Source organism: Rossellomorea aquimaris, from assembly GCF_000935355.1.
In the GTDB taxonomy this organism is placed as follows: Bacteria; Bacillota; Bacilli; order Bacillales; family Bacillaceae_B; genus Rossellomorea; species Rossellomorea aquimaris_B.
The window spans coordinates 137,425-162,976 of record NZ_JXZC01000003.1 but is presented as its reverse complement, the minus strand read 5'-3'; the positions used below and the strand labels follow the sequence as shown (position 1 = coordinate 162,976).

Genomic DNA, 25,552 nt, shown 5'->3' with positions numbered 1-25,552 from the left:
CCCCATTTTACTTCTCTCCTTTATATACGATTGAGATGGGGGTAAGTTCCAGTCATTCTCCACTATTTTTGCAAATAAAAAAAGCCATTCCCTCACAAAAGGAATGGCTCATATTCTTTCTTTATCTCTCACACGCCCAGTCATCCTTATCCCGGTCATGCTTCCGTGCATAAGCAGGATGATCGGAAGGGACTCCATCCGGATAGACTTTTCTCAACCGTCCCCGTGCTTCTAACACTTATTTAGCCAGAGAACCCTGGCTTGAATCCTCCTTCGGCTTCGACTTGACCCAACCCACAATTCCAATGCCGATCAGTACTGTCCAGAAGATCCCTTTCCAAACGGATCCCTTAGCAAACTCATATGAGATGATCCCCAAGGACGGATGGGCTAATGCGTAAACCGCAAGCTTCACGCCGACCCAGCCGACGACAACGAAGGCAGCGGACTCGAGTCCTGGACGTTTCTCCAGCAGGTTTACAAACGCAGAGGCGGCAAATCTCATGATGACGAGGCCGATGATTCCCCCTAGTAAGATGACAATGAAATGCCCCCCGTCAAGTCCCCCGATGGCCGGAAGGTTGGTCTCGGGAAGCGTCACCGCCAGGGCCACCGCTGCCAGGATGGCATCCACCGCGAATGCGATATCCGCCAATTCCACTTTGACGACGGTCCACCAGAAACCGGATCCCTTTGTCTCTTCGTTATCCTTCACTTTTTCAATCTGTTTCTTGATCACATGCTTCTTGAGTAAATGGTAGATCGCGATCCCAAGCAGATACACGGCCCCGATGGCTTGCACCTGCCAGATGTCGACGAGATACGAAATCAGGAACAAGGAACCAAACCGGAATACAAACGCTCCCGCCAAGCCGTAGAACAATGCTTTCTTTCGCTTATCCTCCGGCAGGTGCCGGACCATCGTCGCAATGACCAAAGCATTATCAGCAGCCAGGATTCCTTCCAACGCGATTAATATCATTAAGACCCAACCATACTCCAATAACAAAGACCATTCCAATGTTCATCCCTCTTTCCCATTTTTTACATTCAGGCCCATTGTAGCGACTCAACGACTTGCTGCAGCATCCCCCTGACACCACTCCTTTTCCAATAGAAAAAGACCTCTACCGATTGGTAAAGGTCTATCATCTGCATCTATACAGAGGGGGTCCTTTACCTTGTAGGCAAAGGTCTCGCAAGCAACATCGCGGTTGCCAAGCAGGCCGGAGACGGGAATCCCATCACGAAATGACGACATACTTGAAAGCTACTCCCCTTTGGAGTCTTATTCATTTTTTTCACCAAAATAGTGATCTTGAGATAAATATAGCAACTGGACAAGTAGTTGGTCAAGTGGGTAATTTGTTTATTTTTTCCTTTGTAGACATGTGGAGGAATTTCTGCTCCTTATTTCAGTGACCGTATATCTCCTTCTCCCTCTATTCATTTTATTATGTAGTTTTCTTTTCATCCATGTTAAGAAAAACGGGACTGACCTCCTATGGAAAATTGGTGAAATCTGCTGAATCTTCCCTATTTGTTGAAATATTCAATCAATAAACATCCTTTTGTCCCGGGCATGATTACCCTCCTATTCTATCCTCTGTTTACATTCATTTACAGTAAGTTAAAACGTGCCCCCTATACTATGAACTGTTCGATTGAATAGATTCATGAAGGGAGACATCCGCATGACAAATGATAGATCGATGGAAAGTTGGATTCAAAAGCTTAATGAAGAGACCTTACATAAAGGGGTCGACCGCCGCAGCTTCCTTCAAGGTGCGGGGAAAGTCGCCGGCATTTCGTTAGGAGTCGCGATTGCTCAATCCATGGGCGGTTTCTCTGTCTCTGCAGAAGAAGCCGGGTTAGAAGACTATCCGTTTTTACTTGGGGTGGCTTCTGGCGATCCGCTGCCGGATAGTGTCGTGTTATGGACACGTTTAGCCACCGACCCGCTCAATGGCGGCGGGATGCCTGACCGCAAGATTCCTGTGAAGTGGGAAATCGCGAAAGATGAACATTTCCGCCGGGTTGTTCAGCGCGGTACGGAAATGGCCAGTCCGTCCCTCGCTCACTCCGTTCATGCAGAAGTTGGGAACCTGGAAGCCGGTACGGTGTACTATTACCGGTTCAAAGTCGGGAAGGATTTCAGTCCGATCGGAAAAACGAAAACTCTTCCTGCCCTGAATGCAGACGTCTCAAGCCTCACGTTTGCCTTTGCTTCCTGTCAGCAATATGAGCACGGTTATTACACGGCCTATAAGCATATGGCGAAAGAAGACCTTGATCTCGTGTTCCATCTTGGAGACTACATTTATGAATACGGTCCCGATGAGTATGTAGCAAGTACAGGAAATGTCCGACACCATAAAGGTCCTGAAATCCGTTCGTTGGAGGATTATCGGAACCGTCATGCTCAATACCGGACAGATACAGACCTGCAAGCTGCCCATGCTGCTTTCCCTTGGGTTGTCACATGGGACGACCATGAAGTGGAGAACAACTATGCTGACATGATCCCGGAGAAAGGCCAGTCTGTGGAAGAGTTCGTGAACCGACGTGTGGCTGCCTATCAAGCCTACTATGAACACATGCCATTAAGACGATCATCGATGCCACATGGAGTGGACATGCAGCTTTACCGTCAGTTCTCATACGGAAACCTGGCGAATTTCATGGTGCTCGATTCCCGTCAGTATCGTTCTGATCAGGCGAATGGAGATAAAAGCTCTCCACAGACGGAAGAATCCCTGGATCCTTCACGCACCTTGCTGGGTGGCGAGCAGGAACGATGGGCCCTTGATCACCTTGGCAAATCGGCTGCTTCCTGGAATGTACTTGCCCAGCAAATCTTCTTTGCCAAACGAAATTATGGCCCAAGCCCTGATCAACCTCGTTACAGCATGGACAGCTGGGATGGCTACACACCTGCGAGGGAGCGCATCACGGATTTTGCCCGTAAAGAGAACATGGATAACTTGATCGTCCTGACAGGTGATGTACACGCGAACTGGGCTTCGAATATCCTGGCAGACTTTGATGATCCGTCTTCCCCCATGCTTGGAGCTGAGTTCGTCGGTACGTCGATCACATCAGGTGGAGACGGGGCGGATAAGCGCGCGGACACGGACCGTATTCTGGCCCAGAACGACCATATTAAATTCTTCAACGATTATCGCGGGTATGTCCGCTGTCATGTCACGCCGACCGAGTGGAGAACCGATTATCGTGTGGTTCCATTCGTCTCGAGTCCCGGGGCAGATATTTCTACCAGAGCTTCATTCGTGTATGAAAAAGATTCAGAAGGACTGAAGGAAGTTTCGACAGCAGCCGTTCCCCAAGGGAAACAGACGTCTTCTGAGGTAGAAGAGGATCGTCATGAAGCTCACAACCGGGCCCATAAAAAGCAGGCCCAAAAAGGTAAACACATGCAAATGAATTAGCACCAAGGAGGCTGAGGCCATGAAAGATCGCAACCAGCAGCTGATCGGACATTTGGAAGAGCTCAGGAGCCGGGCCATTAAAACCGTACTCGCTTTCATTGGTTTCCTGATCGTGGGGATGGCCTTTATGAAACCGATCTACGGGTGGCTGATCAGGGATTTAGACATGAAGCTTGCGATTCTCGGACCGAGTGAGATTCTTTGGGTGTACGTGATGATCGCAGCCGTCTTTTCACTGGCTGCCACCATTCCTGTTGCTGCCTACCAAATCTGGCGGTTTGTCTCACCGGGTCTGAGCCCGACAGAACGAAAAGTCACCTTACGCTTTATACCCGCCCTGTTCTTTTTGTTCATGTCCGGCATTGGGTTCGGTTACTTTTTACTCTTTCCGATCGTCCTGAATTTTTTGACCACCCTGTCAGCAGGCCAATTTGAAACGATGTTCACGGCGGAAAAGTACTTCCGATTTATGCTGCACCTTACTCTACCTTTTGGCTTGTTATTTGAAATGCCATTAGTGATCGTCTTTCTCACGGTACTTGGCATTTTGGACCCGGCCAAATTAAAGAAATCAAGAAGGATCGCCTATTTTTTGCTGATTGTCATTTCCGTTCTGATTACGCCGCCGGATTTCCTGTCGGACGTACTCGTCATCCTGCCGCTTCTCCTTTTATATGAAATCAGCATTACATGTTCAACGATCGCGTATAAGAAACGCGCTTCCCAATCGACGGAGTCACATGCAGGCCAAGAAAATTTAGTTCTAAGGAGTGAAGAGACGTGAATAAACACGATATGAACAGAAGAGACTTTCTGAAAGCGAGCGGGATCAGTACAGCTGCCCTTGCCCTCGGCAGCACTGGATTGATGTCTTTCGGTGGAAACAAAGCATTTGCCGGCACATCCCAAAACAGAAAAACGACCGGCGGCTATGGTCCCCTTGTCAAGGACCCCGGCGGCGTGATGGACCTTCCCCGCGGTTTCCAATACCGGATCATTTCTGAGGAAGGAAATTCACTATCCGATGGCAGACCCGTCCCTGCCAAGTTCGATGGGATGGCCGCCTATAGTGGTCCCCATAATTCCACCATCCTCGTGAGGAACCATGAGTTGAGCGGAAACAGCAAATACCCCGTGATCGGGAAAAATCCATACCGCCGTGAAGAATCCGGCGGGACAACCTCCTTGGTCGTCGGTCCTAACCGCCAAGTCATGAAGGAATACGTCTCTTCTTCCGGTACGATCCGTAACTGTGCAGGCGGAGCGACTCCGTGGGGCACATGGCTCACATGTGAAGAAACGCTCGAAGAAGGTCATGGCTATGTGTTCGAAGTGGATCCAAACAACCCAGAAAACAATATTTCGAAAACCCCGATCCGCGACATGGGTGCCTTTTCCCATGAAGCCACGGCCATTGACCCGGCAACAGGGATCGTCTATTTAACCGAAGACGCCGGGCCGAGTTACTTGTATCGCTTCCTTCCGAACGACCGCAGTCAAAGAGTCGGTGCCCTGCAAAAAGGCGGCAAGCTCCAGGCGGCAGCCATCGAAGAGATGAGCAAGGACGAAACCAGCCAATTCCATTCCGGTCAGAAATTCGGGGTTGTATGGAAAGATGTCAATCCGGAAAAACCGACCCTTGATGCAGGCAGACAAGGCTGCATTGCCTTCAGCCGTCTCGAGGGGGCTTATTTTGAAGGCGGCGTGTTCTGGTTTGACGATACATCCGCCGGGGATAAAGATCTGGGCCGTGTGTACCGTTATATCCCGGCCACCAACACACTGGAGCTCTTCTATGAATCTACTGCGCAAAATGATCTGGAAATGCCTGATAATATCTGCATCACTCCATGGGGAGACCTGTGGATCGCGGAAGACGGGGACGGTGTCGATCGTATCATCGGAATGACACCAGAAGGCGAAACGTATGTGTTCGCAGAAAATAAAGTGAACAATTCAGAACTTGCAGGACCAACGTTCTCGACAGACGGCCGAACCTTCTTCATCAATATTCAATCACCCGGGATGACCTTCGCGATCTGGGGACCATTCGCCAGAAAAAACGCATCCCGCAAAAGACTCATGGGCCATGCTGCACCGCCGGCCGCGTACGCACCGAAAATTTCAGACACATTATCGGCCTTTGCCGAAGTCCAGGGAATGTCAGACCTAGAAGCAGCTGCATTCGCACGACACGGCATGCCCATTCTATAAACCCAACAGGAGGCGGAAATTATGCTAACCAATATCGGAATCCCAGGATTAATCCTTGTACTGGTCATCGCGTTGATCATCTTCGGACCTTCCAAACTCCCAGAAATCGGACGTGCTTTCGGAAGCACATTAAAAGAATTCAAAAGTGCTACCAGTGATCTAATGAATGGAAACGATCAAGAGAAGAGTAGCTCTGCAGACGAAGGTCAACGACTGAAAGCTGTGGAGAAGGACAAGCAACAGACAGGCAGCTGATATTTATCACACAAAGACGTCTAGAGGTTTTTTGCTCTGGACGTTTTTTGATTCTGAAGCATGGGGACGTTTCTTTTGCTTCCTTTTAATGAAAAAAAGCACGACAACCGCCCCCGTGCATTCTTAGTTTCATATGGTTCCAAATATGGAATAAAGGGTAATGATAGATATTAACTTTCGAGGAGGATTTACTTGAAATTAATTTATTTAATGCTTGTTGCAGTTACAATTTGTTTATTGGTGTTACCATCGCTTCCTCTTACCGAGTGGGTTTATTTTTCTCTATTATTTCTTATACTAGTAATTTCCATTGGTCTTATTTCTTTTAATGTTAAACGTTTTTGGATATCATTCCCTCTGTCATTTGTACTAGCCTTAGGAATAACCTATCTAATAAACCAATCTACATCTATTGGCATTCCATATTCACTTGTTATTATTATGGGTTTCCTTAATCTTGCAGTTGGAATCTACACACTAAATAAAAAGGGAGCGTGATAATCTGTGAACTGTAATCCTTTCATTTTATTTTATGGTAAGAAATTAATGCTTACTGCGTTTAACTCTGCTTTTAGTGATGCTACACATAACATTAAATATTTCCTCTTCTGTTCCTTCTTTAACAATATCAAATTCTTGACGTTCCCCTACCATATAAATTTTCCATACACCATCTTCTTCAAAACACCCTGTAACAAAAGGAATTACCTTCTTTTCTCCAATTACTAGATTTAATTTATTTACATCTATGTTTTGCATTGCTATAAAGCTTTCATACTCTATTCTAGTCAAAGTATTATTCCTCCCTTAATATTACAAAGCGGAGTGTCTATTCTTTATGTAGAGAGAGTAGAGTCAGAACCGTCCCCATTTAACCTCCACCACAAGTCGAAATTCTCACAGATAATATTATACAAGTTCATGTATTTTCTAGGCTTTCATGTTGAAGCATAAAAACTTTATAACTCCCTTAATATTTTATCAGCCCTTAATCTATCAATAAAATCATCTAATGCTTCTTCCTCATCTGCATAGGTTTCTTGTGAATTTGTAATCTTACTCGCCCTTTCATCTGTTACATAAACAATCCATTTATCATTTTCATGCCTTAACACAACTTCATTTACTCTATTATTCCTTAGTACATTCATATTATAATCTTGTAATTTCTCATCATGTATAATTCTTATTGCCTCTTTAATATTCATAGTTTGTCCTCCTATTTAATTTCCTTAAGCAAACCTAATCTTTTGGAAGCATGAGGTCGGTCCTGATGCCTCCTATTAATGTAAAAAGAAACACGAGAACCGTCCCCGTCCTTATTCCTCCACACCTGAAGGCCATTGACCCGTTTCTGCGTAAATCATTACTTCATGAGCGTCTTGATCTGATTTAAGTGCTTTGTCATATTTCGTTTAGAAATAGAATAAAAAACTGGCTCATTATATGGTCCCTGCGCCCAAGATATTTGATATTCCCCATCTTTTTCTATAATGGCAAAGCCATCTCCACGATGTATTTTTTCCATACTTTCTACCTCCATTGGTTCAATATTTATCAGGGTAATCACGGGGACGGTTCTGGTAATTCATCTTAATGTAAAAAGAAGCACAAAATCCGTCCATGTGCTTCACGTGCCATCAACCACTCCTTCAATTCCCTTTACTTAATAAAAATCTCTATATCATCATCGTCAAATTCTTTTTCTAACACTCCATTTTCTATATATGTCTTCTCAACTACTTTAACTAGGTGAAGAGAATATGTCAGTTTGTACACTGCAAAAATACCCCTTTCGAAAGTTAAGGGCATCGTAGAAAATCTAAGCTTGTCTTTTTGATCAATATAACTTACTACCACCTTACTATCTAGCACCTCGGCAAAAATTGATTGAGGTCTCATTTTCTTGAAACTATAACATTGCTCCCTAATTCCTAAAGAATCAAAGAACTTTTTCGCTTCTTCAAAGGTACTCATATTTCTAATAGGATTATTCGGAAAAAGAATTTCTTTATAATAGAATTTCTTCAATGTCTTTAAAAAGAAATATTTAATAGCTTCCTCTTTATAATGGAATTTTTTCATTTTTTCTCTTTCAGGGGATGGCCTATTTTCAAAGTTCATCTCAGAATAATACCATTCTTTATTACTAGCCTCTATTTGATTATAATTTTCATAATATCCTGTTTGTTCTATTATTGATGCATTATCTACAATTAGCTTAATACCTAATTCTTTGCAAATATGTAGTAACTGTTTTGTATTCAAGGAAATCTTCCCTTCGTTACTTAATAATCTTCTACGTATTTTCGTAGTTTCCAGGGATTACGGGGACGGTTTTTTTCTTCCTATAAACGTAGAAAGAAGCAGGGGGCGTCTCTGATGCTTCCAATATAAAAAAGCAAGAGATGTCCCAGTGATTTACTGAGCGTTTTCTTTGAAGTAGAGTCAGGATTGTCCCCACTTTCCCCCTCATTAACCCGTTCAAAATAATCATGTCTCCCAAAAGAAAATAACCTTGAAAGACGTATAGCCAATCAAGGTTTTTTTACAAATTATTTTACTTCATTTCTTCGAACCATATATCAAAAATATCATCAGGCAATAGTTCGTCATCATTTGAATAAACTAAATCATATCTATATTTTCCTTTTAAACTATTTTGTTTTACATTGTAATATAATTTCATTTCTGTAGGCATTTCTTTATTGAACTCTTCACATTTTTTATGAATAAACTTTAAGTTTTGATTGCCAATTCTTAGTGCAGCCTTCTGTCTTTCTCTAGAAACATCATAAACTTGATTTAGGCGACTGTTTGATTCTTTTGCAGCCTCATTCAGGTGATGTTTATGAACAGTCTTTCCATTAATTCTATAGAAAAAATCAAAAACATACATTTCGGGTTCATATGAACAATAAATAAAGATTTCATCTGCTTTATTATCGACATACTCTAAACAAATTGCCACCATGTCTGTTTGTATTTCTGAGAAAAAATCCTCGAGTACCTTCACATACTCACCCCTTATAACACGGGAACGGTTCTGATGCTTCCTATCAGTGTAAAAAGAAGCACCAGACGTGCTTCACCAAAAAATTTCATACAAAGAATTTCGTTACTAAATAATTGTTTCAAGTGCATTACTTAACATGGCATCAAAACTTTTAAATGATTGAATTAAAGTTCCTGAGGGCTTATCTAGTTCAACATATACCTTCTCTTTTGTGTCATAACATGCTGTATCAGAATCTCCCAAAAATATATATTGCTTTTGCCAATCATTTTCATACCAGAGTTCGTTTGTCTCAATAAAACCATGAATTTCTTCGTCTATTTCCTTTTCAAGTAGATCTTCATCAACACCGTACATTACTAATCCATTAAAGTCTAACCCATTTACTTTCTTCAAAAATTCAATATATGGCTCGGGTATTATGATGTTTCCTAACTTCTGCTGAACGATATGATTCATTTTTATGATTTCTGAATCGGATGCTGGATTCCTAAGTGAACTTCCATACTTTTCTTCAATTTTTTTAATTTCTATTAACAAGTATTTCCACTTAGGCATATCTACTTTCCCCTTCTTTTAAACGAAAAAATACCTTGAAAGGTAAAAAGAAAATCAAGGTTTAGTATTACCCTTAGATAAGTAAGTAGTTTGGTGAAAAATCTTTAACTAAATAATTCTTCAACTAGCTTTTCTGCTTTATGCATTTCCTTAAGCAATGGATTACTATAGTCACTATAACTATCAAGATATGCTCTTACTCCACCTGAGATATGAAATTTCTTTCTGTCGTTTTCACCATTTTCAAGTAATACCTTTTATATATTAACTCTAGCACTCCTTTTAGTTGAGTTTCATTATAATTTTCTATTAATAGCTTTAAAACCACTTCAATTTGTATGGATAATTATTGACTCTGATTTCTCATTATTATCCTCCTACTTTGATGCCAAATCTCGAGAAGCACGGGGACGGTTCTGATGCTTCCTCTAAGTGTAAAAAAGTACGAGAACTGTCCCCGTGCTTTAATTTATTAAATCGGATTATTTGGAAATTCATTATGATACTTATCAATTAATCCTTTATAATTTTCATCAGTTGGTATCTCACCTAAATATTTATTTTTCCAAATAATCATCTGGTCACTAAAACTATAGTCTGTATCAAACCAATTTGTATAATCATAATGCAACTTAAATTTCCCACTACTCTCTAAAGACATTGTAAAAGAGTACCAAAGTTCTTGTTCATTAGCCTTAAAAACGTTTCTAAGTTCCTTACTCAATTTATATAAAAGATCTTCTTTACTCTCAAATTCCTCTTCATCAATTTGATATTCTAAGGGAATTTCTAAACTATATTTATATTGTTTATTTTCAAGTGTATTATAAAAAAAGTATGTTCCTCCTCCATTTTCTGATATTTGGGCATAAAAATAAAATTTATTCCAACCTTCAGGAATCATTTCATTAACCGTTTCAGCTATCTCTCTATATAGCCTATTCATTTCCTTTTCCATACTCAGCCTCCTGCCCTATTTTCAATAGTTTTCTTAAATATACCTTTACCTTCTATTTGATAGATCACTTTATATGAATCTGGTCTTAATGAAGTCCCAATGAAAACTGGCTTAATTTTTACAGATACTTTTTTCGGTGGAATCTCTTTCAGAGCGTTTGCCCACTCAGTCTCCATCTTGTACCACTCCCCACCAGAGCGATTAATGTATTTATTTTGAGCAAGTAAATTATCAATATCTCCCGAACCACGAAACTGAGTTCCTATTAAATGGCCACCATCATCATCAAACAACCTATCTTCTCGACCTACTGCCACTTGCATTGCTGTATTTCTTTTTCCTTTTCCAATTATTAATTCTTCTGCGTTTACATCTACTATTCTACCAAGTTCATCAGTTGTATACTTATAATTTTCCTCAGTTATATAGCGTACATTCGAAGCAAGTTCTTTCCTTCCATTCTTTCCTTTAATTATATGCTTTCCAAAATTTTCTCCTGTTACTTCAGTTATCTTACTACCCTTATCCCTAGTACCAACCCTATCACCAGTACCTATCTCTCTCTCCTTAACCGTCCTCTCCACAGAAAACCGACTCCACCCAGGCTCTCCACCAATCAACATCCCATTATCAGCAACCATCATAGGCCGGTTATAAAGATCATTAATTCCTAATCGGAGCTGATCCCATCTATGATTCAATGAAACTTTCGGAACGGTCTTAGGTGCAGGAGTTGATATGTTCGTGCCGCCTTTCACGTTGAGCCCTGGTTTGGCACCGCCGACAAGGAGTGCTGCCAGTCCGAAGCTGTTCAACCAATGTTCCTTTGAGTAAGAATCATCTGGGTTTACTGCTCCATTGAAAAGATCCATTCCACCCATTGTCAGATAGTTGATAAAGTCAGAGCCTGAGTCGGTTGCTACTTCAGCACGTTCATTCAGACCACTCGCAAAGCCCTTGACTAAATCCGGTGCCCCAGCCGTAATATAGTTTCCAAAATCATAGACGGAGTCAAATTTGTCTTCATTTCTCTTCTCCATCCCGGCCCAGAGATCCTGGCCAATTTCTTTGAAACTGTTGAGGGATTCGGTGATGGGGTTTTCGTTGACTTCCTCTTCCGGGATCGGTTTGGGCTCTCTTGCCTGTTCCTGTGCTTCCTTGAATTTCAAGTAAGAGTCAGTCTGGGCTGTGATGTCGTCTGTCAGCTGATAGGCATCACTGGAGTAATAGGCTGTCGCGTTAAAATAGAGCGGTGAGATGTGACTCCCTTGACTGGACGATTCCATTAACTGCCGCATTAGCCCTGCGAGTATTTGTTCGCTGACTTCTAAATGTTGATATTCCCTTTTTAATTCTTCATCAAATCGATTGACGGAGTCAAGTGTATCCTCTCGCTGCCTCCTCGCCTCTTCCATATGGGTATCGAATCGTTCCCTTGAAAAGACATTCAGTAGATGGATGTCGCTTATGCGATTGAGGATTCTTTGGAGTTCCTGCTGCTGTGCAGCGATCATTTCACCTGAACGTCGCTCGCTTTGATGAAGATCTTCCTCCAGGAATGGGAGTTCCACTGTTTCCCTGCCAAGGTTTCGCCCTTCTGCGTCACCCTGAATACCGTTGAAAAAAGCGATGTTGCTTTCAGCAAGTTGAATCCAAACCTCAACGACATCGATTTGAGCGCCGTAGAAGCCTTTAATGGCATCGGCACCCTTTCCCTGGAATTCATCGTCAAGTTCCACAATGGCTTGAAAAGAACTTTTCAGTGTAAGAAGTTGATCTTTTAATGTCTCGTATTCATGTCGACGTGATGACATTGCGTCGAGTAAAGTGGGGGCTTCATATACTTTCAATGGTCGCGTCTGCCTTTCTATCAGGATCTTGTTATGGCTTCATCCTGTTGTTTTAAAGCTTCTACATTTGCTTTTGTATCTTCAATATTCTTTTCCACTGTGGCGATATATTCCTTCAATAACAGTTGAATGTTCTGTTCGCGCTGAATCCATGCATCCGTATAATTCAGCTTGTTCCGTCCCAACTGCTCCTGTGCGGGCGCCTTTAGCTGAAGCCGTTCCAGTGAGTTGAGCGCTTCATTCAGTTTCGCCATGACCTCCCTGTGATTGAGCTTTATTTGCTGCGTTGATCCGCCGCCAGATCCCGAGCTCACATTCATCTAAAATAACCTCCCTTTCAAGTCACTGAGTTTATGGGAGACCTGCTCATAAAAATCTTCACCTTTGGAAAGTAAATATTCTGCATCATTGGCCAAATTGCCATAGAAGCTAATAACCCCTTGCTGCGCTTCCAAGGAATGAATCTTTGATTCTATGGAACTGACGTATTCGTCATAGTTTTCATGTCCGATTTGCCTCATCGCCTGAAGGGCAGAATCCCGTTCCGCATGATAATCTTCCGACCTCGGACCCATCCAATTATTATGTAATTCCGGCTGCCCGATTTGCTTTATTTCATTTAGTAGTTGACTTTGTTCACTCAGAATGGCGTTCTTTGCATTCCTCAATCGCGAAATCTTTTCCTGAATATCGCTCGATCGGGAATGGATCACACTCTGAATGTAATTCAAGTCATTGTAGAGTCCCATATCGGCATCTCCCTTACATATTGATCCGCTAAAATACCTGTTGAATCCCAATAGCTACTGATATCGTACCACCCTTTTCTTCCTCATTCTATTTCGAAATGAGCCCATGACAAAAAAAGGAAAATATTCATCGTTCTTTTTTACCACTATTGACAATAAGTAAAACCTGTCACCTTTCTAAACGTGACTTTATGACCAGGTACAGAGGAACATGTCCCTTGTCCCATTCATCCCGTGAACAAATGTCCCTTTTACATAGCCTGGTTTTTAGAAAGAGATCCTCGAAATGACCCTATATCATCATTCCACAACAGGACAACCACCTCAGCCATTTACCTTCCCAATCATCAACCCCATGAACGAACCAACCCGACCTTCATCCTCCCCAAGCTCTTCCCGAATCCACTCAAACTCACTCCCTAAAAGACTCGCAATCTCCCTTGCAGCCTTCTCATGCCGGGACGGCGTCATCTCCTCATAAATCCCCACTACTCTATCCTGTAACTCCTGTGGCAAATCCCTATGAATCGTCTTCAATCCAAGAACCGCCCGCTCCTTCGCATATCTTGCCAGCAGGATGATTGTCACGCTCCTCATACAATGCCGCAGCATTTCCACTGCCCACGTATGATTCCCTCTCGCGGCTGCTTTCTGATGTTGAAACAGGAACCAGGCTGCGTCAAGGACGTGATCCCTGAACTGCTCTTTTGAGAGGAGGAGGTTTTGAGTAGATTCATATTTTCCCATGAGATGGTCAGGATCATATAACACGGTAAAGAAATCTTTCTCCTGTAACGTCTTTTCTGTCACCGTGAAAAGATCGATGTGCAACCAGTCTTCATAGATGGCGATGATCTGCGGCGCAATGATGAAGATATCATCATGGAAAAGGAGATCCTGATATGCCCTCAAGTGATCAAGGCGCCTGGTCAGGAATTCCTCCTCTTTCCCTTCCTCCACCAAACAATACAGGTCGATATCCGATTGTTCATCGTGTTCCTTCCGTCCCATCGACCCCTTTAGGAAGACACTCCGGACACTGGGATCCTTTTTTAAACTCTCCAGCACTTTTTCCACGGCCGTTTCTTGACGCATATCCATTTCCCCTTCGTTAAAAAAGTATATTACGCCATTATACCAATCTTTACATGCTACACATACATTCAGCTTAAATTTTAAAATAGAACCTTCCCCTTATCAAAAATTCAAGAAGGTCACCCTTTACACTAAATGCATAAGGAAATATTTCACATTTCCACTTCACAAGGAGGAATGCTTTATGAAAAAGTTGGTTTATTTATTATTCACTGGTGCACTGGCTCTCATGCTGGCAGGCTGCGGAGGGGATGCAGCTGTCGAGGAACTCGATCAGAACGATACAGAAAAAGCCGAGGCAAAGACCGCAAGTGATTCAAGCAAGGAAGAAAAACCTGAGGAAAAAGCACAAGAAGAAGATATTTGGACGTATTACAATGAGGCTACATGGGCGGATGATTACAACGGATTGAAGCTGGAAATCCAGAAAGCCGTCGTGACCGATAAAGCCCCTACGGTGGAAGATGAAAACGCAAAGACGTCAGCAGTGGGAGTGAAATTTAAAATAGAAAACACCACCGATGGCAAGTTCACGTTCTATCCGGACCAGGCCGTGCTTGTCACAAGCACCGGGGAACAAATTGATATGCCGGATATGTGGGTTTCAGACAGCATCGGCGGTGAGATCGATAAAGGGGTCATCAAGGAAGGGAATATCATCTGGTACCTGGAAAGGGGCCACGCAGAGGACATTGAATGGATCAAGATGGAGTTCAGTGGGCATCAGGGAGCAGAGGATGATTTTGAAGCTGAGATGAAGGAGTATGAGATTGAGCTGAAGTTAAAGTAAGTGGGTGTGATAGGGCTCCCTGTGGGCTCTATCTTTCTCCATTGATTCAATCTTCAAAGAAGCTTCGTGCCAACTCCCCATGATACAATAAAACAGAAAGTGCTTATTTATTTTTAAGGAGGGAATATTTATGTTCACATCAGTCAATGATTTCTTACAAGAATGGAAACAAGAAGCCGCAGTCACTCAAAAAGTGATGGATGCACTGACGGACGAATCACTGAAGCAGGAAGTGGCACCTGACTTATACAGCATTGGAAGCGTCGCCTGGCATATCACGGGAGCTACATACTACTTCCCTGCTCAAGTCGGGATTACATTCGAGGTGCCGGATCTTCGGAAAAGTGCACCGGCAACTGCCTCGGAAATCAGTGAAACGTATAAGTTGGTCAGCGATCGTCTGATAGAAGCCGTTTCTGAACAGGTGTCCGATGAGAAGATGAACGAAATGGTGAATCTTTTCGGCATGGAGATGCCGATTCAGGCCGTGTTCCGCCTGCTCATTCAGCACCAGGCCCACCATCGCGGTCAATTGACGGTCCTCATGAGACAAGCTGACTTGAAGGTTCCTGGCGTCTACGGACCTAGTAAGGAAGAAATGGAAGCGATGAATGCGCAGAAGAGTTAAGAAGTGATGAACAACCGGCCGGGGCCGGTTGTTTTTTTCTCGGGAGCCATGGGGACAGGTCCCTTGGCACACCGGATTAAAAAGGAACCACGGTACCTGTCCCGGTGGATCCCCTACACCATCACTTTTTCAGATTGGCCCTCATCAACGAAGCAATCTGTTGCTCATCTGTATATGGAATCTGTTCTAGTTGATTGATCACCAGCTCTTGCCGCTCCGATGAATGGTTTTGACTTAGCTTCGCTTTTCCTTCTATTTTATTGATTTTTATTTTGAAACCTTGAACTCCCTTGCTCAGGCCAGCAAGATACTTTTCACCTGCATCCTGTAATCTGTATGGACTGTCAGGAGCTTCATAGTTCATGACCATTTGGTGAAAGGATTCCATCAACTCTTTTTCCCCCTCCAGAAGCTCGACTTCTCCATACACATGAACGGATACGTAATTCCATGTCGGCACTGCTTTACCCGTCTCATACCAGGACGGGGAGATATAACAATGAGGACCGTGGAAAACAGCCAGAACGATTTGATTTTCGATCTCTTTCCACTGAGGATTGGGACGGGCAAAGTGGCCATATAAACACGTATTCTTTTCGTCTAATAGGAGCGGTAAATGTGTAGCGACCGGCATTCCATCGTGTGAAGAAAATAGAGTGGCAAAACTGTGTTCTTTTATGACCCCGAACGCCACCGACTCATCCGTGATTTTAAAGTCTTTAGGAATATACATCATGATCCACCTTTCCAAACGTTAATGAGAGTGTTGATGTTTCTGCTAATCACTATAAATCTTACTTAGTTTCAAGATTTTTTTCCATAAGATTTCCCCTTATGATATAGTATCCTAGTATGAAATTGGAACGGAGTGATGATATGAATGCAACAACCAAAGAAATCACACTGATCATTATTGGTTCCTTGTTCTTCGCCCTCGGGGTGAACTGGTTTGCCATCCCGAATGAACTTGGGGAAGGCGGCGTGACCGGTATATCCATGACTCTCTATTATGTGTTGGGATGGTCACCGGGTATCACCAACTTCGTCATGAACGGGGTCCTCTTAGCGATCGGTTATAAAGTATTAAATAAACGCGTGACATGTTACACCATGCTCGCGATCTTCTTTACCTCCCTCTTCATTCATTTGACAGAGGGCATGGGCAATCCCGTTGACATCATGCTCGGAACGGTCTTTGCCGGTGTGTTTATCGGGATCGGACTCGGCCTTGTGCTGAGGTCAGGAGGTACGACAGGGGGATCCACCATCATTGCCCGCATGCTCAATCAGCATTTCGGCTGGGGGGTCAGCACCACGATGTTTGTGTTCGATATCCTTGTCGTCCTCGGTTCGTCGTTTGTCATCGGAATCGAGAATACGATGTACACGGGGATATCCATCTACATCAGCACGAAGATCCTTGATTACCTGATTGATGGCTTCGATACAAGAAAGGCCGTCACTATCATTTCAGAGCACACCGTCTCCATTGCTGAGAAAGTGAGCGAAGAAATGGACCGCGGGGTGACCATCATCAATGCAACAGGACATTATTCAAAGGAATCGAAGGATATCCTGTATGTCGTGATCAATAAACAGGAACTCTTCCTCTTAAAGAAGACGATCCAGCAGATTGATGAGAAAGCCTTTGTCGTCGTTCACGATGTGCGGGATGTGTTCGGGGAAGGCTTTACGTTTCCGAAGACATAAAATCCTTATGGTGTTACACCAAAGCAATCCATAGCAAAAGGGACAAGGTCTTCGCCTTGTCCCTTTATTTATAAAAACTACTTCAACCAAGCTTATAAAGGTGTTAGCATGACACCATTTGCTTTCCATCCATTCCCTTCCTGTATCCTCCAACCGGCCTCACTCGCTTCTGACGTGTCCTTCAATCAATCTCTAATAACAATTAAAGAGTGATGGATTCTATGCTTTTTCTCCCCATAGGATAAATGCTTAGGAGGTGTTCGGGCAAAGAACCTAGAATAAGAGATAAGTAGACTTTTTATATGCGAGAATATCCCTTAAGCAACTGGTTAATAGTTACATTAACTTGGATCTATCCTATACTTACGAAAAAAAGAGGTGGTTCATTTGGCAATCGTCACCGTTGATTTCGATGGGACTCTTTATCAAGGAAATTCCTTTACGATCATGATGGAAATCGGTAAGAGAAGATTCACCATGAAGCAGTGGGCCGTTGTCGGACAAGGATTGGCGAAGGCCGCTGCCGTTGGTGCGGTCAAGGGCAAAAATCGGTTCCGCCATGACTTTTTCAAGGCATTTGCCAAAGCCTTCAAAGGCAGGACAGATGAAGAATTGAAAGGATTTTTCCAGGAGCTTGTAGAGTGCGGAAAGAAAGATGTTCATGAAGACCTTGTGGAAAAAATTCGCGAGCACCACCGAAATGGCGATACCGTCGTTTTGTTGTCGGGAGCCCTTCAGCCTTTTCTAAAAATATTCACTGAAGAGTTACAGCTCGACGTCCATATTTTAAGTACCGAACTAGTATGGGATGAAGACGGAATCTGTACAGGAGAGCTGGGCAAGATCATCAACGGCAGCACAAAAGTGGAGAAGTTGCTTGAATGGATCGATTCCAATCAACACTTAGAGGATCATCATGCATCAGAAATCTGGGCATATGCGGATAGCGAAAGCGATATCCCCTTATTGAACTATGCCACCCATCCGATTGTGGTCAATCCAAAAGAAGACATGATCAAGGTTGCCGAACAAAACAAATGGGCAATCTTTGCTTCTTAAAGGGACCAGAGGGACAGGTTCCATGGCTCCAAGGGCCAGGGAACCTTTGACTCCTTCACCAATCCCCCTATTTCTCACCATTTCGATTAAAACTCCAACGATTCCCCGTCTTCCGGCACTAAAATAATTCCACTTAGATTATTTTCTTCAAGGAATTCCGAGAGTTCATCTCTTGTCAACAAACAATGATTCAAGGACTCCATATGCACCGCAATGACTTTGGCTTCGGGAGCGGCCTGATGTGTACGAAGGATATCTTCATTTGTCATCGTGATCGGTCCCCCCTCCAGAAATTGGGCTGCTCCTGCATTGACAACTATCACTTCGGGTCGATGGGTAGCGATCGCTGCTTCTACGTCAGCACACCAGACCGTATCACCTGCGATGTATAAGCTTTGTTCATCAGAGTGCTTCATAACAACCCCTGACACTTCTCCTGTCAGTTGAGTGATTTCGCCCCTGCCATGTTGGCCACTTGTTTTAACAAGTTCGATCTCCGTAAACAAGGTCGGCTCTCCCAACGCTTCCACATCCAGAAAGCCTTTCTCACGGATGGTTCCTGCATCCTTCTCGTTCTGTGCAAACACCTTTAATTCCTTAGGCAGAGCATGTATGGCCGCTTCATCGAAATGATCGGGATGTAAGTGCGTCACAATGACCGCGTCAACATCCATCACTTCTCCAACCGCAATAGGAAGACCTACAAGCGGATTGGCACGGTCTTGATTTGGTGTATTCGGAAATGCGGGCATGGATTCTTTATCAGCGAAGAAAGGATCGATCAGAAATCTCTTTCCGGCGAACTCTACCACCAGGGTCGCATTTCGTATCAGTCGTATATTCATCATCGTTTTCCTCCTTCTAATGACTTCACCTATAGTATAAAATAGGGAGAAAGATCGATACATAGAAGAAATCAAGTGTTTATCGGATTCCACTTGAATAGTGAAAGGATGGGTCGGGATGTTGGATGCCACGGATAAAAGGATTCTGGAAGAACTGTCCAAAAACGGACGGATCACCATGAAAGAGCTGGGAGCCAAAGTTCATTTGACAGGACAGGCAGCATCAACCAGAGTATTGAAACTGGAAGAAGAAGGAATCATCGAAGGGTACACCATCAAAGTGAATGACCGAAAGACTGGATTCCCGGTTCATGCCTATATCAATATTTATACGAAAAGCCTTCATCATGAGCCTTACCTCACTTGTCTTGAGGAGTTTCCCGAATATGTCATCCATAACTATAAAATCAGCGGGGAAGGCTGCTACCTCCTAGAATGCAAATTCCCCTCACACGATGAACTGGATGACTTCATCACCCAACTGACGCAATATGTAAACTACAAACTATCCATTGTCATCAACAAACGTTAACTACCCGCCAAAGGTCCGTCCCTCAATACGGTAAAACTTTACCGCGGTGAGGGACGGACCTTATCCAAGTTTAGGACCGCTGACCCTTCACCACGGTTCAAAGCCGGATTACGCTCTCTTCCCTATATACCCAATTAGGTATATAATGAAGGATATGATTTTAGAAGAATAAGAGATGGATAGACGAACCAAGTATTCATTAGAACGACTTTTACTAAACTCCCTGAATAGGATGGATAACGGATGAAGACGAATGCTAGCTTTTCACCTGATGAAGAAGCCATTACAAGGTGTAAGGACTCTTCCGAACACCAACAGGTTCTATATAAACGAACATTGATCATTATCATGATCGCTCAAATCTTTGGGGGCGCAGGGCTCGCTGCCGGCATAACGGTAGGGGCGCTTCTCGCTCAGGACATGCTGGGGACGGACAGCTTCTCAGGCGTACCGGTTGCCCTCTTCACCCTGGGTTCGGCCGGGGCTGCCCTCTTTGTTGGACGGCTGTCCCAGCGTTATGGAAGACGGATCGGCCTTTCTGTCGGTTTCTTGATCGGGGGAATCGGTGCAATGGGTGCTGTCGCTGCCGCTGTATCCGATTCGATTGCCCTTCTGTTCTTATCTCTCCTGATCTATGGTGCGGGTACTGCGACTAACTTGCAGACGCGCTATGCAGGGACAGACTTGGCGAAGCCTTCACAACGGGCCACTGCGGTCAGTTTCGCCATGGTCTCGACTACATTCGGTGCAGTCGCCGGTCCTAATCTGGTTGATGTGATGGGCCGTTTTGCCGAATCAATCAGCATTCCACCACTAGGCGGACCGTTCATTCTGGCATCTGCTGCCTACACCCTGGCCGGGATCGTCATCTTTATCTTGATGCGCCCGGATCCCTATTTCGTGGCGAGAGCTCTTTCGACACCACAGAAAACAAGGGATGACGGCATTGCCACTGAAGTAATCACTTCTTCCGAAAGGAACAAACGGGGCATTTACCTGGGTGCGACCGTGATGATCCTGACACAAATCGTCATGGTCGCGGTCATGACCATGACTCCTGTCCACATGGGGCATCATGGACATGGGTTGACGGCCATCGGTCTGATCATCGGCATTCACATCGGTGCGATGTACCTTCCCTCACTTGTGACCGGGGTACTTGTTGATAAGGTCGGGCGCATGCCCATGGTTGTTGCATCTGCCCTGACGCTTCTTGCTGCCGGCATCCTTGCAGCGATGGCACCGACTGATTCCATCCTGTTCCTTGCACTTGCACTCGCCCTTCTCGGACTTGGCTGGAACTTTGGATTGATCAGCGGCACAGCCATTCTTGTCGATTCGACAGACCCTTTCACCCGGGCCAAAACCCAGGGAACGGTCGACGTCTTCGTCGCCTTATCCGGTGCTGCCGGTGGAGTGCTGTCAGGAGTCATCGTGGCTTTCTCCAGTTACCCGGCCCTTTCGATAGGGGGAGGAGTGGTTTCACTTGTCCTTATTCCAGCCATGATTTGGTTTCTTGTATCTTCCAAAAAAACTGGCTGAAATAAAGGCGTTTCATAACGAACGTACCTGTGAATGACAACCACCCTTGTATAATCCCAAAAAGGGACAGCCCCCGTTACACTACCATTTTCGTGTAACGGGGCTCTGTCCCTGGCTGGATCTGCTCCCTGATAGAGCATTTCAATCGACTTCCCGCTCTTCCCCATTTGCTCGTTTTTCAACTGCCGCAATGGCTTCGATTTCCACCAATTGATTTGTGTATCCCAGTACAGTCACTCCTGATAACGTACTTGGGACGTCATGATCCCCAAACTCTTCTCTTATCGCATCCCAAGCCGTCACTAAATCGGACTGATTTTGAGAAGCCACAAGGACCCGGGTATAGACGACGTCCTCCAAGGATGCCCCACTCTCTTTCAGTACTAGCCTCATATTCTCGACACACAGTTTGGCTTGAAGATCGTAATCATTGGCGTGAGGAACTTCCCCTTCCTTGTTAAGAGGACAAGCTCCGGCTAAAAACAGGAGATCCATGTCCGCAGGCACTCTTGCAGCGTATGCATAATCAACTTCAGCTAAATGGGATGACCGAATCAATGATATTTTTTTGTTCATGCTATTCCCTCCATGTTTTGACGAATTCTCATATTTAAGAATTCAATACCCCTAAGTATTCTTTCCAGGGACCCACATCCTCCATATAACGATTGGAAAACACCCTTACAATTTGAGAAAAATGGGTCAGATCATGCACCACCCAAGTGGAGATGAGTTCCCGGGCACTGACCTTGCCGAATGCAGGATGCATACCCGTCGCATCAAGGGAGTATCGGTGATGGGCCACTAACTCCTTTAACTCTTCCACATTCGTAGCCCTGAGAGAAGCAAATTCCTGGATCTTCTCTTCAAGACTTTTAGAAGTACCCTCTTCTAAATGGGAGAAACGATCAAAAACAGGGAACACCGCCCCTTCCCCCTCTTGAAAGATCATCTTCAACCTTGGTATCCAATTATGTTTCTCCCCTTCGATTAAATGCTCCACAACTCCAGTGGCATTCCAGGTCCCCTCCCCTTCATCACACTCCAACCATCCTTTTGACAAACCGGAAAGGAAACATTCAAGGGTCTTCGGAGTTCTCTCCAAGACCTCGATTGCTTCATTTAATTCAAAGTTCATGCGCTTCCCTCCTCAATGGATTTCTTTGAAAATGAGACGACAGGCTGTTTCACCTTCCATTTCTACATCTTGCACACGTTAAAGAAATGATCTCTTACGTTAAGTTCGACGTGGGGGAATGAATCCCTTGTCGGCACATGCCCGGCACACAAAAAGGCTGCCCGCAAGTCACGGGCAACCTAACTGAAGGATCATACAAAATGCACAACCATTCCAACCACTAGATAAACAATACATACATACGTAACGATCGTCTTCACTTTCGAGTCGCCTTCCATATTCATCATGGAATGGTGATGACCGGACTTCATAAACAGTCTATTGAGATAGATGGATAGCATTGCAACGATGGCAAATACGATGTTTAACCAAAAGGTATAATCGATTTGAAAGGGTGATTCATTCATCACTTGTTTTGCCTTCTCCGGGATCAACCCGATAGCCGTAAACGCATAATGCATTCCCATCGCTGTCAGGATGATGGATAGATAGAAGATCCCTGCAATGTATAATGCCGTTTTCAATCCATAATACTTTTTGTGAACCGCCACAATCGGTGGTACGACTAGATCAGAATAAATGAAGGCCATGATCCCGGCAAAGGCCACTCCGCTCGAAGCAAGGATTGTGGCAATGGGAATGTTCCCCATGGATCCGATGAAGGTAAGCATGGCAACAATCGGACCGATCAATGCATTCTCCAGCACCTTCCAAAATGAGTCCGGTTGACCGGCAAGGAAGAACATTTTCCACGTATCTTCAGATATGAATGTGGCCATGATTCCCGCAATGGTAAACCCGATGGTAATCTCCTTCCACACCATTTGCCAATTCATCACAAACTCATGTCCTACCTGATACCAGCCCTCTTTGGTTTTGATTTTGTCCTTCCAATTGAATTGCTCTTCGCCTTCCTCTTCGTCCTCCACATGATCCTTCGCTTCCTCCACCAGCTTCTTAGGATAAGTGATTTTCACAAGAATCCAAGTAATGAAGATCAGGACGATACCCCCGATCATTTCAGCAACCACGAACTGCCAGCCTAGAAAAATATAAATTAGAATGCCTAATTCAATCACAAGATTGGTAGAAGCAAATAAAAAGGCCAGGGTAGGAATAAAATGAGCCCCTTTTTTGAAAAGATTCCTTCCTGCTGCCAGTGCCGCAAAGGAACAGGAGGAACTGATCGCCCCGAAGAGTGTGGATAACCCAACAGACTTCAAGCTTGGATTCCCCATATACTTCACCATTTTATCCTTCTGCACAAAGGCCTGGATCATGGAACTGATCAAGTATCCGAGTACGAATGCCCAACCGGATTTCCAGAAATAACCCAGTGAGGTCTTCGCAGATTCGCCAATCAATTCTAACAAGTAATCATCTCCTTTTCTGTGATAAAGATCTGCTATATTTTATTGTTACCCACTATTTATGCAGAATTTTTGCATGTTGTTTTAATTGAGGAAAAACGCATCAGGGTATACGATCATTGTACTTTTACCACTAACTGTTTTAAGTAACACTTGATTTTTATAAAAAAAGTGCCAGCCCCGGTGCGTTATACACTAACGCACCGGGGCTGGCATCAAAATGGGGCCAAGGGACCTGTCCCCATGGCTCACTCCACCACCCGCGGCCCCACCACATGCAGCACGATATCCGCTGTAAAATGAGCGATCATGGCAAATTCAAGTCCCATGAAGACGAAGAGTGCGCCGAACACGAGGCCACCTATCCCATTAATGACCAGCATGCTGAGGAATAGGGCCAGTGTCATCTCAAAATTCGAGGCCGCCACGCCATAATGCATGATCCCGAAGACGAGGGAGGCCATGAAGATGGCCGTCCATTTCTTCGCTTTGGTCGCCGTTCCTTTGAATACCTTCATCTGAAGCCAAATCAGCCCCGTGACCAGGAAGAGACGGAAAATCGACTCTTCATTCACGGCTGCACCGAATGACCCCAATGTCCCGAGCCACCATGCGGGTTCATTTAGTGAGGAATTATCCACTCCGAGCGGCTTCGATACAATCAGGCTGAAGATGCTGATGGCCACACCTGCGAGTACACCGTAGAGGGCGGATTTAATGACGGGCTTTCTAAAAGAATGAAGCGATTGGTTCTTGTTGAAAAAGGCTTCGATGATCGGGGCCTTGAGCTTCACCTTCTTTGCGAGCCATAAAGCGATGAATAACAGGATTCCGGCTTCCAATAGCACTTGGATGACGTAGAACAGGGTGAAGGACAGCTTGCTCAGTCCCATGACTTCATGAAGGTTCTCACGTGCGATGGCATAAGGGGCGATGGCCAAAGCTCCCACTATATTCAAGATGAGAAGCGTGATATAGACCTTCCAGTTGATGAGACTCGGTCTTTTCCCTTCATGAGCGGCAGCGACCAACCGGTGTTCTTCCGTTTCTTCACTTTCATCATAGCACTCCACTTTTTCCTGAAGATCCATGATGAATGGCTCCGGATCGTCCATCGATAGCAGAGCTTTCTTCACTTCTTTTTTCTGGCCAAAATAGCCTCGTGCATAAATGGGCTCCTTGAAGATGATTTCATACTTCAATTCATCCATCATGCCGAATACCCGGGTGAACACCCTTGGAAGCATGCTGACATGGTAGGCATTTTTTTCATGGATGATGCCACCGCCCTTGCTATACTGCGTCCTTGCCGGTTGAATGACTGCGACATCCCTGATATGAAAGGTCAATGATCTTCTCACCCCGACGTTCATGACGACTTTGTTTCCTTTTATCCGGATTGGCGAGTTTCTGACTAGGTTATAATCTCCCAGCATGTAGAGGATGCTGTACACATGGAGCACTACCAGGATATTGGCCCTGAGTGGATCGATTTCTTTTAAATAGATGTGAAAGACAATCCCTTCGATCACCTGCTCATGAAGGAGCGCGATGAACAGCCAGAAATAATTCGATCCTTTGTGATAATAATAGCTCTGGATTCCTTTGTCATTGCCATTCTTCCTCTTCCATCTGAAAAAGGCATAGAAAAGAATGATCCACTCTTTTTTCAGGATGGTCATGAACGGGTTGATGTCCATGTCCCCCCTTCTGTATTTCACAAACAGGATGACGGCACCGACTTCCGCCAGGGTGATGAGTATGATGATTGAGATGATCAACTGAGTATCCATC

At 44.3% G+C, this 25,552-nt stretch carries 31 protein-coding genes; 11 read left to right on the top strand and 20 right to left on the bottom strand.

Annotation, left to right across the window (positions count from 1 at the left end; translation table 11 throughout):
- Positions 1–121: 121 nt before the first annotated feature.
- The 3 genes from TV75_RS21490 to TV75_RS10370 are packed head-to-tail and all read right to left on the bottom strand — an operon-like array spanning position 122 to position 1,261.
- Positions 122–238, bottom strand: a complete 117-nt coding sequence (locus TV75_RS21490; protein ID WP_437176709.1) for an excalibur calcium-binding domain-containing protein — start codon at positions 236–238, stop codon at positions 122–124.
- The gene (locus tag TV75_RS10375) at positions 239–1,021 is read right to left on the bottom strand and encodes a TerC family protein (RefSeq protein WP_044338679.1); all 783 of its coding nucleotides are present in this window, start codon (positions 1,019–1,021) and stop codon (positions 239–241) included.
- Positions 1,022–1,069: 48 nt separating this feature from the next.
- A complete protein-coding gene (locus tag TV75_RS10370; RefSeq protein ID WP_044338678.1) occupies positions 1,070–1,261 on the bottom strand; it encodes a hypothetical protein in 192 nt (63 codons plus the stop codon).
- Positions 1,262–1,694: 433 nt separating this feature from the next.
- Here TV75_RS10370 and TV75_RS10365 point away from each other — a divergent pair, with 433 nt between their 5' ends.
- From TV75_RS10365 to TV75_RS10345, 5 genes are all read left to right on the top strand, one after another.
- Entirely contained in the window at positions 1,695–3,449 is a 1,755-nt protein-coding gene (locus TV75_RS10365) for an alkaline phosphatase D family protein (protein ID WP_044338677.1), read from the top strand.
- Positions 3,450–3,468: 19 nt separating this feature from the next.
- Positions 3,469–4,233, top strand: coding sequence for a twin-arginine translocase subunit TatC (gene tatC / locus TV75_RS10360; protein ID WP_044338676.1), 765 nt, complete (start codon positions 3,469–3,471; stop codon positions 4,231–4,233).
- Positions 4,230–5,663 carry an alkaline phosphatase PhoX gene (locus TV75_RS10355; RefSeq protein WP_044338675.1) on the top strand — a complete coding sequence of 478 codons (1,434 nt, stop codon included), beginning with the start codon at positions 4,230–4,232 and terminating at the stop codon, positions 5,661–5,663. The genes tatC and TV75_RS10355 overlap by 4 nt, the downstream gene beginning before the upstream one ends.
- Positions 5,664–5,684: 21 nt before the next feature.
- Entirely contained in the window at positions 5,685–5,918 is a 234-nt protein-coding gene (locus tag TV75_RS10350; RefSeq protein WP_044338674.1) for a twin-arginine translocase TatA/TatE family subunit, read from the top strand.
- A 192-nt stretch (positions 5,919–6,110) separates the two neighbouring features.
- Positions 6,111–6,416, top strand: a complete 306-nt coding sequence (locus tag TV75_RS10345) for a hypothetical protein (protein WP_044338673.1) — start codon at positions 6,111–6,113, stop codon at positions 6,414–6,416.
- A 45-nt stretch (positions 6,417–6,461) separates the two neighbouring features.
- On the opposite strand, the gene TV75_RS10340 is transcribed toward TV75_RS10345, so the two are convergent.
- The 11 genes from TV75_RS10340 to TV75_RS10290 form a co-directional block, all read right to left on the bottom strand.
- The gene (locus tag TV75_RS10340; RefSeq protein ID WP_052504518.1) at positions 6,462–6,710 is read right to left on the bottom strand and encodes a hypothetical protein; all 249 of its coding nucleotides are present in this window, start codon (positions 6,708–6,710) and stop codon (positions 6,462–6,464) included.
- Between the two features lie 167 nt (positions 6,711–6,877).
- Complete coding sequence (locus tag TV75_RS10335) at positions 6,878–7,126, bottom strand: Imm59 family immunity protein (protein WP_044338672.1); 249 nt, start codon at positions 7,124–7,126, stop codon at positions 6,878–6,880.
- Positions 7,127–7,284: 158 nt separating this feature from the next.
- Entirely contained in the window at positions 7,285–7,446 is a 162-nt protein-coding gene (locus tag TV75_RS21830) for a hypothetical protein (RefSeq protein WP_156142387.1), read from the bottom strand.
- Positions 7,447–7,580: 134 nt separating this feature from the next.
- Positions 7,581–8,186 (bottom strand): hypothetical protein, encoded by a 606-nt coding sequence (locus tag TV75_RS10325; RefSeq protein WP_044338671.1) that lies wholly within the window; start codon positions 8,184–8,186, stop codon positions 7,581–7,583.
- Between the two features lie 292 nt (positions 8,187–8,478).
- Positions 8,479–8,934 carry a DUF600 domain-containing protein gene (locus TV75_RS10320; protein WP_082051237.1) on the bottom strand — a complete coding sequence of 152 codons (456 nt, stop codon included), beginning with the start codon at positions 8,932–8,934 and terminating at the stop codon, positions 8,479–8,481.
- Between the two features lie 105 nt (positions 8,935–9,039).
- A complete protein-coding gene (locus tag TV75_RS10315; RefSeq protein ID WP_044338670.1) occupies positions 9,040–9,492 on the bottom strand; it encodes a YrhA family protein in 453 nt (150 codons plus the stop codon).
- A 472-nt stretch (positions 9,493–9,964) separates the two neighbouring features.
- A complete protein-coding gene (locus TV75_RS10310) occupies positions 9,965–10,450 on the bottom strand; it encodes an antitoxin YezG family protein (RefSeq protein WP_044338669.1) in 486 nt (161 codons plus the stop codon).
- A gap of 2 nt (positions 10,451–10,452) precedes the next feature.
- On the bottom strand, positions 10,453–12,300 hold the full coding sequence (locus TV75_RS21480; RefSeq protein ID WP_082051236.1) for a T7SS effector LXG polymorphic toxin: 1,848 nt from the start codon (positions 12,298–12,300) through the stop codon (positions 10,453–10,455).
- Between the two features lie 20 nt (positions 12,301–12,320).
- Entirely contained in the window at positions 12,321–12,620 is a 300-nt protein-coding gene (locus TV75_RS10300; RefSeq protein WP_044338668.1) for a DUF5344 family protein, read from the bottom strand.
- Positions 12,621–13,049: a YwqH-like family protein gene (locus tag TV75_RS10295; protein WP_044338667.1), complete on the bottom strand. Its 429-nt coding sequence runs from the start codon at positions 13,047–13,049 to the stop codon at positions 12,621–12,623. It lies immediately after the preceding gene.
- 324 nt (positions 13,050–13,373) lie between these two features.
- Complete coding sequence (locus TV75_RS10290) at positions 13,374–14,144, bottom strand: nucleotidyltransferase domain-containing protein (protein WP_044338666.1); 771 nt, start codon at positions 14,142–14,144, stop codon at positions 13,374–13,376.
- 184 nt (positions 14,145–14,328) lie between these two features.
- On the opposite strand from TV75_RS10290, the gene TV75_RS10285 reads away from it, so the two are divergent.
- Together TV75_RS10285 and TV75_RS10280 are read left to right on the top strand one after the other, a co-directional pair.
- Positions 14,329–14,934, top strand: coding sequence for a hypothetical protein (locus tag TV75_RS10285; protein WP_044338665.1), 606 nt, complete (start codon positions 14,329–14,331; stop codon positions 14,932–14,934).
- Positions 14,935–15,064: 130 nt separating this feature from the next.
- Positions 15,065–15,562 carry a DinB family protein gene (locus TV75_RS10280; RefSeq protein ID WP_044338664.1) on the top strand — a complete coding sequence of 166 codons (498 nt, stop codon included), beginning with the start codon at positions 15,065–15,067 and terminating at the stop codon, positions 15,560–15,562.
- A gap of 121 nt (positions 15,563–15,683) precedes the next feature.
- On the opposite strand, the gene TV75_RS10275 is transcribed toward TV75_RS10280, so the two are convergent.
- Positions 15,684–16,295 (bottom strand): FMN-binding negative transcriptional regulator, encoded by a 612-nt coding sequence (locus TV75_RS10275; RefSeq protein ID WP_044338663.1) that lies wholly within the window; start codon positions 16,293–16,295, stop codon positions 15,684–15,686.
- A gap of 143 nt (positions 16,296–16,438) precedes the next feature.
- Between TV75_RS10275 and TV75_RS10270 the strand changes: the two genes are divergently transcribed.
- Positions 16,439–17,272 (top strand): YitT family protein, encoded by an 834-nt coding sequence (locus TV75_RS10270; RefSeq protein WP_044338662.1) that lies wholly within the window; start codon positions 16,439–16,441, stop codon positions 17,270–17,272.
- Between the two features lie 387 nt (positions 17,273–17,659).
- Positions 17,660–18,331, top strand: a complete 672-nt coding sequence (locus tag TV75_RS10265) for an HAD-IB family hydrolase (protein WP_044338661.1) — start codon at positions 17,660–17,662, stop codon at positions 18,329–18,331.
- Between the two features lie 86 nt (positions 18,332–18,417).
- Here the strand turns inward: TV75_RS10265 and TV75_RS10260 are convergent, their stop codons facing one another.
- Positions 18,418–19,176: an MBL fold metallo-hydrolase gene (locus TV75_RS10260; protein WP_044338958.1), complete on the bottom strand. Its 759-nt coding sequence runs from the start codon at positions 19,174–19,176 to the stop codon at positions 18,418–18,420.
- Positions 19,177–19,294: 118 nt separating this feature from the next.
- Here TV75_RS10260 and TV75_RS10255 point away from each other — a divergent pair, with 118 nt between their 5' ends.
- Both TV75_RS10255 and TV75_RS10250 read left to right on the top strand, forming a co-directional pair.
- Positions 19,295–19,708 (top strand): Lrp/AsnC family transcriptional regulator, encoded by a 414-nt coding sequence (locus tag TV75_RS10255; protein ID WP_044338660.1) that lies wholly within the window; start codon positions 19,295–19,297, stop codon positions 19,706–19,708.
- Positions 19,709–19,951: 243 nt separating this feature from the next.
- A complete protein-coding gene (locus tag TV75_RS10250) occupies positions 19,952–21,250 on the top strand; it encodes an MFS transporter (RefSeq protein WP_044338659.1) in 1,299 nt (432 codons plus the stop codon).
- 141 nt (positions 21,251–21,391) lie between these two features.
- Here TV75_RS10250 and TV75_RS10245 read toward each other — a convergent pair whose 3' ends face one another.
- The 4 genes from TV75_RS10245 to TV75_RS10230 all read right to left on the bottom strand — a co-directional run bounded on the left by TV75_RS10245 (position 21,392) and on the right by TV75_RS10230 (position 25,551).
- On the bottom strand, positions 21,392–21,826 hold the full coding sequence (locus TV75_RS10245) for a RidA family protein (protein WP_044338658.1): 435 nt from the start codon (positions 21,824–21,826) through the stop codon (positions 21,392–21,394).
- 34 nt (positions 21,827–21,860) lie between these two features.
- On the bottom strand, positions 21,861–22,388 hold the full coding sequence (locus TV75_RS10240; RefSeq protein WP_044338657.1) for a DinB family protein: 528 nt from the start codon (positions 22,386–22,388) through the stop codon (positions 21,861–21,863).
- A 191-nt stretch (positions 22,389–22,579) separates the two neighbouring features.
- Positions 22,580–23,761: a permease gene (locus TV75_RS10235; protein WP_044338656.1), complete on the bottom strand. Its 1,182-nt coding sequence runs from the start codon at positions 23,759–23,761 to the stop codon at positions 22,580–22,582.
- 245 nt (positions 23,762–24,006) lie between these two features.
- Positions 24,007–25,551, bottom strand: a complete 1,545-nt coding sequence (locus TV75_RS10230) for a CPBP family intramembrane glutamic endopeptidase (RefSeq protein ID WP_044338655.1) — start codon at positions 25,549–25,551, stop codon at positions 24,007–24,009.
- Between the last annotated feature and the right edge of the window lies 1 nt (position 25,552).